Source organism: Sandarakinorhabdus sp., assembly GCF_040398645.1.
Lineage (GTDB): Bacteria > Pseudomonadota > Alphaproteobacteria > Sphingomonadales > Sphingomonadaceae > Sandarakinorhabdus.
The window spans coordinates 1-1,655 of sequence record NZ_JBBATR010000116.1 but is presented as its reverse complement, the minus strand read 5'-3'; the positions used below and the strand labels follow the sequence as shown (position 1 = coordinate 1,655).

Below are 1,655 nucleotides of genomic sequence, written 5' to 3'. Positions count from 1 at the left end.
GCGCCGCCGGCGCCAACTCGGCAAGGCCAGGCGCATCCGACGGTGAACCAGTGCGCGAACCAGTGCGGGGGCCGCCAGCATAAGCCGCGATGGCGAGGCCCAGTGCCGCCAGCAGGGCCGGCCAGCCGAACACCGGCCCGGCGCCGGGCAACCAGATTTGCGCAGCCAGTGCTGCGGCGGTGCTCAGGGCTGTCCACGTGATCCAGCGATCCCACAGTGTGCCGGCTCCGGCTGATGCAGCAAACAACAGCGCCGCCAGCGCCGCCAGCAAGGCCATTGCCTCCAGCCGCGGCAGCGCCGCCAGCCGGTCATAATATTCCGCGCCAACGCTGCCCGACACTATATTGAGCCCGAACATCAAGAGCCCGGCGATCAGCAGCACCAGCAGCGCCTGCCCGCCCGCCAGCAGGCTGTCGCCAATACGCCATTGCGTCCGGCGGCGGTGGGCGGCGGCCACGATCAGGCCGATGGTAACCGCCACCAGCACCCAGCCGGTGCCGGCAGAATAAACGATGATGCCCAGGCCGGGCGCCGAAGCAAACACCGCATTTTCAGCCGGGCCAGGCAATGCATCCGCCGTGAGCAGCGCGCGGGTGACGCCAAGCACGCTGTCGCCGAGATGCTGGAGCGCGCCCTGTTCCAGCCGGTCAGGCGTCATCAGCGGGCTGTGATAGCCCCAGGCTTCGCCAAGAAAGGCAAAGTTCAGCCCCATTGTGCCGCGCAGCTTGACGGGCGTGAAATCGGTGCTGTTGGGCAGAAGCTCGTAAATGGTCACGGCCAGGCTGCTGGCGGCGGCGCCCGGCGCGTTGGCCGCCAGCAGGCGCACCAGATCGCCATTGCCCGGCCCGGTTTCAAACATCATCGCCCGGCCGCCGCCGCCGCGCGATTCGAGGTTGATCAGCACGCCGGTGCGCGCTGCGATCGGATCGGCGGCTGCACCCGGCGCATAAATGGCGCGCGCCCCAACGAGGCCAAGCTCCTCGGCATCCGTAAAGATCAGCACCAAATCGCGGCGCTGGCTGGCTTGCGGAATGGCGCGCGCGATTTCCAGTGCCGCCGATACGCCGGCGATGTCGTCGGCCGCGCCGGGCGATGCCCACACCGAATCGTGATGGGCCAGCAAGACAATGGCCGGGCTGGCCGGATCAGTGCCGGGCCGGACCGCAACCAGACTGATCGACGGCGCAGCGGGATTGCCGCCCCATTTCGCCAGCCGTTTGGCCGGCCGTTCGGCCAGCGGTGTCACCACGCGGCGCACCGCAAAGCCCAGTGCGGCCAACCGGCGTTCGAGATGGGCAATCACGGCAGCGGCAGCCGGCGTGCCGGTGGGGTGGGGTTCGCGCGCCAGCACGCGCACATCGGCCATGGCGCGCCCGGCGCTGAACACATCCGCCGGCGCATCGGCATTCAGCGGGGCCGGCACCTGAATGCGCAGTGCCGCCCAGGCCAGACCGGCCAGCAGGGTGAGCAGGAACAGCGGCCAGCGGTTTGCCGTCATTATTGCGCGCCGAGTTTCCGGGCTTGATCCCAGGCCAGATCGGCCAGCGCTTCAAAGCCTTCGGCGGATTTGCGCGCATGTTCCGATGTGGCGGTGCCGCGGATCACCCGGCCCTTGATGCCGTGGATGATCCCGGCCAGCCGGAACATGTTGTAGG

1 protein-coding gene is annotated in these 1,655 nt (G+C 69.1%); it reads right to left on the bottom strand.

The window, feature by feature from the left end; all coding sequences use genetic code 11:
- Positions 1–1,498: M20/M25/M40 family metallo-hydrolase (locus ABWP50_RS13475; RefSeq protein WP_353218501.1), on the bottom strand; the 1,498-nt coding region annotated here is incomplete at its 3' end.
- Positions 1,499–1,655 lie beyond the last annotated feature (157 nt).